The organism is Pseudoalteromonas sp. TAE56, assembly GCF_000497955.1.
In the GTDB taxonomy this organism is placed as follows: domain Bacteria; phylum Pseudomonadota; class Gammaproteobacteria; order Enterobacterales; family Alteromonadaceae; genus Pseudoalteromonas.
The window spans coordinates 1-803 of record NZ_AUTN01000013.1 but is presented as its reverse complement, the minus strand read 5'-3'; the positions used below and the strand labels follow the sequence as shown (position 1 = coordinate 803).

The window sequence follows — 803 nt, the reverse complement described above, 5'->3', positions numbered from 1 at the left end:
AAGCCATAACGTGATTGAAAAAGACGGCCTAATACCGTTGGCACCGCCTTTTGATACCATAGGTTGGCTTACCCAAAGCGCCGAGCTATTAAGCGATGTAGGTAATGTATTGTTACCACAACAACCTATTAATAAAGTAAATACGTTAGTTATTTGCGAAGCACTCTTTGAACTTGTTGACCCCTCTTTACAAGCAACACTGGGTAACCTTTTAGAAAAAACCAAACCTTATTTTAATCATCATATCGATTTTAAGCTCCCCAACGTTGGTTTACTAAGTGAGCTTGCCGATACCTTTAGAATATTACAAGGTCGTGCGATTGCTAAAACGCACCGAGATTGGATTGAACTCCCAGATCAGCTTTCTCATTTTGCGCCAGCAATTGCAGCTCGTTTTAAAATGGCACTGGCTTTAACCGAGCAAGAAGAACAAGAGGCGTTAAAAATACAGCACGAGTGGCAAGCAATCGTCGCTAAAAACCTAAATAAACACAGCTGCTTATTTTTACCTACCACCCCTACAACCGCACCTAAATTAGGCGCCGACACAAGCGCCTTACGCATGCAAATTATTACGCTTTCGGCAATTGCAGGGCTGAGTGGCTCGGCGCAAGTACACTTACCGCTGGCTAATTTAGCAAATGCACATCCGTATGGCTTTTCATTAATGATGAGCCACGGTAACGATAAAAGCCTACTTGCGTGCGTACAACAATTAGCTGCACACTTAAAAAAGGACACACCGGCATGATCACACACAATATTGCATTTACCGCGTCTCATTTTTCGGCCACTGAGGCGGG

Annotated in this window: 1 pseudogene; it reads left to right on the top strand. The window is 43.5% G+C overall.

The annotated features are described in order from the left end of the window. Positions 1 to 751 (top strand): annotated as a pseudogene (locus L656_RS0100420) (amidase family protein); the annotation flags it as partial. Positions 752 to 803: the final 52 nt, after the last annotated feature.